Source organism: Ruegeria sp. O5 (genome assembly GCF_056535105.1).
In genome coordinates this window covers 26,523-32,857 of the sequence record NZ_JBQERN010000025.1, presented here as the reverse complement: position 1 = coordinate 32,857, position 6,335 = coordinate 26,523, and the positions used below count along the sequence as shown (strand labels likewise).

At 57.7% G+C, this 6,335-nt stretch carries 7 protein-coding genes; 1 reads left to right on the top strand and 6 read right to left on the bottom strand.

The window, feature by feature from the left end; all coding sequences use genetic code 11:
* Positions 1-101: 101 nt before the first annotated feature.
* Complete coding sequence (locus ACR0M3_RS18850; protein WP_480912142.1) at positions 102-947, bottom strand: EamA family transporter; 846 nt, start codon at positions 945-947, stop codon at positions 102-104.
* A 129-nt stretch (positions 948-1,076) separates the two neighbouring features.
* Here ACR0M3_RS18850 and ACR0M3_RS18845 point away from each other — a divergent pair, with 129 nt between their 5' ends.
* Positions 1,077-1,526, top strand: coding sequence for a group II truncated hemoglobin (locus ACR0M3_RS18845; RefSeq protein WP_480478526.1), 450 nt, complete (start codon positions 1,077-1,079; stop codon positions 1,524-1,526).
* A gap of 69 nt (positions 1,527-1,595) precedes the next feature.
* Here the strand turns inward: ACR0M3_RS18845 and glnT are convergent, their stop codons facing one another.
* From glnT to ACR0M3_RS18820, 5 genes are all read right to left on the bottom strand, one after another.
* On the bottom strand, positions 1,596-2,924 hold the full coding sequence (gene glnT / locus ACR0M3_RS18840; protein ID WP_480487932.1) for a type III glutamate--ammonia ligase: 1,329 nt from the start codon (positions 2,922-2,924) through the stop codon (positions 1,596-1,598).
* A gap of 81 nt (positions 2,925-3,005) precedes the next feature.
* Positions 3,006-4,334, bottom strand: coding sequence for an FMN-binding glutamate synthase family protein (locus tag ACR0M3_RS18835; RefSeq protein WP_480483619.1), 1,329 nt, complete (start codon positions 4,332-4,334; stop codon positions 3,006-3,008).
* 20 nt (positions 4,335-4,354) lie between these two features.
* Positions 4,355-5,038 (bottom strand): protein GlxC, encoded by a 684-nt coding sequence (locus tag ACR0M3_RS18830; RefSeq protein ID WP_480483614.1) that lies wholly within the window; start codon positions 5,036-5,038, stop codon positions 4,355-4,357.
* A 1-nt stretch (position 5,039) separates the two neighbouring features.
* On the bottom strand, positions 5,040-5,969 hold the full coding sequence (locus ACR0M3_RS18825; protein ID WP_480912140.1) for a class II glutamine amidotransferase: 930 nt from the start codon (positions 5,967-5,969) through the stop codon (positions 5,040-5,042).
* 147 nt (positions 5,970-6,116) lie between these two features.
* Complete coding sequence (locus ACR0M3_RS18820; protein ID WP_480483612.1) at positions 6,117-6,332, bottom strand: hypothetical protein; 216 nt, start codon at positions 6,330-6,332, stop codon at positions 6,117-6,119.
* Positions 6,333-6,335: the final 3 nt, after the last annotated feature.

Sequence of the window (6,335 nt, the reverse complement as noted above, 5' to 3'; positions counted from 1 at the left end):
GCCTGCTGGCCAACACCCTCACCGCCTGCTGCCGCGCAAACAAACTCCCCGAACCAGAAGGCCTGACCGCGTGATATACGCGGGGGCCGGAGCGGGGCGTTTCAGAGTGCAAGGTACCCGATACCTGCAAATGCAACACAACACCCCAACCACTGCTGAAGAGCCATTTTTTCCTTCAATATGGCCCAGGCCAGAACTACGGTTAACAACCCAAAAACGGACGCCGAGACCGAGGCAAATTGTGCATTGGGCAAACCACCCGCTGAGACCACGCAAAGGATGGCAACCGCATCCAGAACACCCATCACACATAACAGGGGCATTGCTTGGGGTCCGGGCCAGATTGCTTTTCCAGATGCCACAGCAACCATCCCCAGGGTCAGGATTGCCGCCAATCGGCTGACCAGCGAGACCGAGTACTCGTTGCTAAGCTCGGTTGCATATTGTCCTAGGGCAAAGGCCGCCGCGAAGCCGACGGCCGCAACCAGCGACAGCAGTATTGTTGGGCCTGTTGCCGGATACACCACCGCATCCCGTTCGGACTTGGCTGCGACCACGGAAACCCCGATGCCAATCGCAATGACGGCAAGCCAATGCAGCGGGCTGATAGTTGCACCACGCCATATGGCCAGCAACACGGACAAGACCGGGTAACTCGCGACAAGTGGCGCAACCAACCGAACCGGGCCACGCTGAAAAGCGGCATACATGCTGATACCCGCCAACAGATAAAACCCGCCCGCGGCGACAGCGGTGAACACTGCCGCACCAGAAATCGAGTCAAACCTGCCCACCGTCACCGTCAGACCAAACTGAAGCACCGCGCCCGATATCAGCACGACCATCAGCGATGCGATCACGCTGACAGACTGGCTGACATAACGTACTGCCAGATCGTGTATCCCCCAGCAAAGTGCCGCGACCAGGCCAAGCGCCAGAGCAGTCATTTTGTCATCACCATCATCGGCTTTGTTTCAATCCGCTTGAGACCATGCATACGTCAAACTGTCACTGGTGTTAAACTTATTTTCCTGTTATGCAATAATATTGAAGCCAAAGGCAGTAAGAGGCAGCACATGACGTCTGCATTAGAGCAACTTGGCGGTGAGAGCCGGCTGCGCAGTCTGGTTGAGCGTTTCTATGATCGGATGGAAACGGATCCGGCAGTTTATTCCTTGCACAGGCTACACTTTCGCGGCCATGGGCTGAACCATACCAGACAGGCCCAGTTCGAATTTCTCAGCGGTTTTCTGGGAGGGCGGGCCTATTACCGCGAACGATTTGGTCACATGGACCTGCGTGAAATTCATGCGCATGTCCCTATCCGCGAAGCTGATGCCGAGCTTTGGCTGGAGACGTTTGACGCCGCGCTGGCGGATTGCGGCATGTCCGGTCCGGTTGTCGACAGGATGCGCGTGACGTTGCGCAGGGCGGCGCTCATGCTGGTCAATGACGTACCTGACTGGCGGCTGGAGGCGGATGCGGGCGCAGATGCCCGTGACACACAGCGTGAAAAGAGCGACTAACTTCGCGTGGCCATCGCAGAAACAGGGCCGCCTATGGCGCGGCCCCGATATGCAATCCTGCAATCCGACTTAGATATCGAGCGTGTTGTCTTTTTCCCAGCGCGAGAAATGGGAAACAAAAGAGTTCCATTCCTGATGCTTCATTTTCAGGAAAGCTGACGAGAATTCGGCACCCATCATCGCCTTCAGCTCTTTGTCCTTGTCGTATTCGCGCAGCGCATCAAGCATGTTCAGGGGCAGTTTCGGTGCACCGCGTACCTTATGGCCTTCGGCATACATATCGATGTCCCAGCGCTTGCCGGGATCGGCCTTGGACCGGATACCTGACAGCCCGGCCGCGATGATGACGGCCTGTAGCAGGTAGGGGTTGGTTGCGCCATCGGGCAAGCGCAACTCGAAACGTCCGGGGCCGGGAACGCGCACCATGTGCGTGCGGTTGTTGCCGGTCCACGTCACCGTGTTTGGCGCCCAGGTTGCACCGGACATCGTCCGCGGCGCGTTGATGCGTTTGTAGCTGTTCACTGTGGGGTTGGTGATCGCCGCCAGTGCCGAGGCGTGCTTCATGATCCCGCCGAGGAAGTGCTTGCCGCGTTCTCCCAGACCAACCTCGCCGGTGGGGCCGTCACCCTCTCCTGCGAATACATTGGTTTTAGCGGCATCACCCGGCGCATCCCAGACCGAGATATGGGCGTGGCAGCCATTGCCGGTCAGCCCTTCGACCGGTTTCGGCATGAATGTTGCCCGTAGCCCGTGTTTTTCCGCGATCGATTTTGCCATGAACTTGAAGAAGGAATGCTTGTCTGCTGTGCGCAGGACATCATCGAATTCCCAGTTCATCTCGAACTGGCCGTTGGCATCCTCGTGGTCGTTCTGGTACGGGCCCCAGCCCAGTTCCAGCATGTAGTCGCAAATTTCGCGCACCACATCATAACGGCGCATCACGGCCTGTTGGTCATAGCAGGGCTTTTCGGCTGTATCGAACGGATCACTGATCTGTTCGCCATCCGGGGTCATCAAAAAGAACTCGGCCTCGATCCCGGTTTTGACATGCATGCCCTCGCTTGCCGCTTCGTCGATCAGGCGGCGCAGAACATTGCGCGGGGCTTGCGCGACGTCCTTGCCTTCCATCACACAGTTGCCCGCAACCCATGCCACCTCTGGTTTCCAGGGCAGTTGGATGACGGAAGTCGGGTCCGGAACCGCCAGCATGTCGGGATGCGCCGGTGTCATGTCGAGCCAGGTAGCGAAACCGGCAAAACCAGCGCCATCTTCCTGCATCTCGGCAATGGCCTGCGCTGGCACCAGTTTGGCCCGCTGTCCACCAAACAGATCGGTGAACGAGATCATGAAGTATTTGACGCCTTTTTCTTTTGCGAAAGCTGCGAGATCTATCGTCACGATTGCTTTCCTTTCCCTGTTGAATTTTCGGTTTTCAAAGCAAGAACGCGGCCCCCATTCAGGAGGCCGCGTCGCATATGTTCAGAACCCTTCCTTGCCCGGGTACCAACTGGTTCCCGCTAAGGGCACCCGCGCCATCGCGGCGGCCTCCATAGTCAGGGCACACAGGTCCTCCGGCTCGAGGTTGTGCAGGTGGTTGTGACCGCAGGCGCGCGCAATGGTCTGCGCCTCTAACGTCATGACCTTCAGGTAGTTGCGCAGCCTGCGACCCGCTTCGACGGGGTTCAAGCGCGCGGCAAGCTCTGGGTCCTGCGTTGTGATGCCAGCGGGGTCGCGCCCTTCGTGCCAGTCATCATAGGCCCCTGTGGTCGTGCCCAGTTTCTGATACTCGGATTCCCATTTGGGATCGTTGTCGCCAAGGGCCACCAGAGCGGCGGTGCCAATGGCAACCGCATCGGCCCCAAGCGCCAATGCTTTGGCCACATCGGCACCTGTTCTTATGCCACCCGAAATGACCAACTGAACTTCACGATGTACACCCAGATCCTGCAACGCCTGCACGGCGGGGCGGATACAGGCCAGTGTGGGCAAGCCAACATGTTCGATGAACACATCCTGCGTGGCAGCTGTGCCACCCTGCATCCCGTCCATGACCACGACATCAGCCCCGGCCTTTACCGCCAGTGCAGTATCATAATAGGGGCGCGTCGCGCCGACCTTGACATAGATCGGCACCTGCCAACCGGTGATTTCGCGCAACTCAAGGATCTTGATCTCCAGATCGTCCGGCCCGGTCCAGTCCGGATGGCGACAGGCCGAACGCTGGTCGATGCCTTTGGGCAGGGTCCGCATTTCGGCCACACGGTCGCTGATCTTCTGACCCAGAAGCATCCCGCCACCGCCGGGTTTAGCGCCTTGCCCGACCACGACTTCAATCGCATCCGCCTTACGCAAATCATTCGGGTTCATGCCGTAGCGCGAGGGCAGATACTGGTAGACCAGCTTGGATGAATGACCCCGTTCTTCCGGGGTCATGCCGCCATCACCGGTTGTGGTCGACGTGCCCGCAGCAGATGCGCCACGGCCCAAAGCCTCTTTGGCAGGACCAGACAACGCGCCGAAACTCATACCCGCGATGGTGATCGGAATGTCCAACTTGATCGGATTTTTCGCAAAACGTGTGCCTAGCGTTACCGAGGTATCGCAGCGTTCGCGATATCCTTCCAGCGGATAGCGCGAGATGGATGCGCCCAAAAACAGCAGATCGTCGAAATGAGGGACCCTGCGCTTGGCTCCGCCACCGCGAATATCATAGATGCCGGTCGCAGCAGCGCGTCGGATCTCGGCATTGATGGGGTTGGAGAACGTCGCCGACTGGATCGGCAGGGTGCGGGGGATCTGATCGTCCATATCTTTCATACCCTTCTTCCTCAGTATGCGGCGGCGTTGTCGATGTCGAAATTGTACAGCTGCCGAGCCGAGCCGTAGCGTTTGAACTCTTCCGGTTTGGCATCACAGCCCGCCCGGTCCAGCAGGTCTTTCAGTATCTCCAGATGTTCGGGACGCATTTCCTTCTCGATACAATCGGCACCAAGACTTTTGACCGAGCCGCGCACGAACAGCCGCGCCTCGTAGAGTGAATCCCCCAGCGCATCGCCTGCGTTTCCGCAGACCACCAGGTTTCCGGCTTGCGCCATGAAGGCGGACATGTGGCCGATATTGCCGTGCACGACGATGTCGATGCCTTTCATCGAAATGCCGCAGCGCGAGCTTGCATTGCCCTTGATCACCAGCAATCCGCCATGGCCGGTCGCGCCGGCATATTGGCTGGCGTCACCATCGACGATGACCTGACCGGACATCATGTTCTCTGCAACACCCGGCCCGACGGACCCTTCGACCTTGATAGTTGCCTGCTGGTTCATCCCCGCGCAGTAATACCCGGTCGATCCCTTGACCGTCACCTCGATCGGCGCGTCCAGCCCAACGGCAATCGCATGGCTGCCCTTGGGATTTACAATTTCCCAACGGGTCTGGTTGGTCTCGGAATTTTGTGCCTGCAAGCAAGAGTTCAATCCGCGCAGCCCGTCTGCCTCTAGATCATAGGTCTGCATATCAGGCGGCCTTTTCGTGGGTTGTGGGGCTGTCGTTGTGCGACCAGAAATAAACGGTGGACGGTTCAGGTTCCCAAACTCGTGCATCTTCGATGCCGGGCAGGTTCACTAGGGCGCGATACTCGCTGCCAAAAGCCACATACTGATCGGTTTCAGCCATCACGGCTGGTTTACACGCGATCGGATCACGCACGACGCCAAAGCCGTCCTTGGTTCCCACGACAAAAGTGAAGAAACCGTCCAGATCATCGATGCTGGATTCCAGAGCCTCGCCCAAGGTGGCACCATTCATCATCTTCCAGGTCAGGTAGGCTGCGCCAACTTCGGTGTCGTTCTCTGTCTGGATCGTTACACCCGCGCGGCGCAGTTTGCGGCGCAACGAGTTATGGTTGGACAGCGACCCGTTATGGACCAGACATTGGTCGGACCCTGTATTGAACGGGTGGGCACCCATTGTGGTCACCGCAGATTCCGTCGCCATGCGGGTGTGTCCGATGCCATGCGTGCCGCTCATTCCGCTGAGGTTAAAACGCTCGGCAACATCCTTCGGCAGGCCGACTTCCTTGTAGATTTCAAGGCTGTCACCACGGCTCATCACCCGGACCGACGGGCGGATCTCAGCCAGAGCGGACCGTGCAGCTTCGAACTGACCGGCAGGAATTTCCAAAACGGCATGTGTGTCGTTGTTTCTTTGACCAACAGACTTACCCAGGCTTTTGCCCAACTCGTCCGCAAGGTCGACAAAATCGGTTTCGGGGTTGGGGGACTGAACCGTAATCTTGGTTTTACCCGCCGATTCTGCGCCATAAATCGCAATACCGGCACTGTCGGGGCCACGATCTGTCATCGTGATCAGCATGTCTGTCAGCATATTGCCCAGTTGAGGAGCAAGGGACTGATCTTTGAGGAATAATCCAACAATTCCGCACATGGCTGGCAGATCTCCTTGTGTGTTTCGTTATGATTCGACGGTACCAATTATTCTGCAGGATATCAATAACGGTAGGAAAGTTTTTTTCCTGTCAGGCAATGGACGCATCCATTGATCTTGCGCCCATTGCCGGTTCTCAAAACCGGATCAATAACGATCCAGCTGTGCTTTTACTCTGTCTTCGTCTCCTGCGTGGCGGGCTTTTTCAAGATGCTCGCCCTCGCGGACAAATTGGATACGGTGCCAGCCGATCCAGAAGACGACGCCGATGATGACCATCAGAATTTCGTACCCCTGGAAGGGATAGACCGGGCCGACTTCGGCAAGATCAACGGCCCAACTTGTATATCCGATTGTAGACATAAC

Excerpts from the sequence above, each read along its gene's own strand:
- ACR0M3_RS18850 (WP_480912142.1), bottom strand. The coding sequence starts at position 947 with ATGACTGCTCTGGCGCTTGGCCTGGTCGCGGCACTTTGCTGGGGGATA.
- ACR0M3_RS18845 (WP_480478526.1), top strand. The coding sequence starts at position 1,077 with ATGACGTCTGCATTAGAGCAACTTGGCGGTGAGAGCCGGCTGCGCAGT.
- ACR0M3_RS18835 (WP_480483619.1), bottom strand. The coding sequence starts at position 4,334 with ATGGACGATCAGATCCCCCGCACCCTGCCGATCCAGTCGGCGACGTTC.
- ACR0M3_RS18830 (WP_480483614.1), bottom strand. The coding sequence starts at position 5,038 with ATGCAGACCTATGATCTAGAGGCAGACGGGCTGCGCGGATTGAACTCT.
- ACR0M3_RS18825 (WP_480912140.1), bottom strand. The coding sequence starts at position 5,969 with ATGTGCGGAATTGTTGGATTATTCCTCAAAGATCAGTCCCTTGCTCCT.
- ACR0M3_RS18820 (WP_480483612.1), bottom strand. The coding sequence starts at position 6,332 with ATGTCTACAATCGGATATACAAGTTGGGCCGTTGATCTTGCCGAAGTC.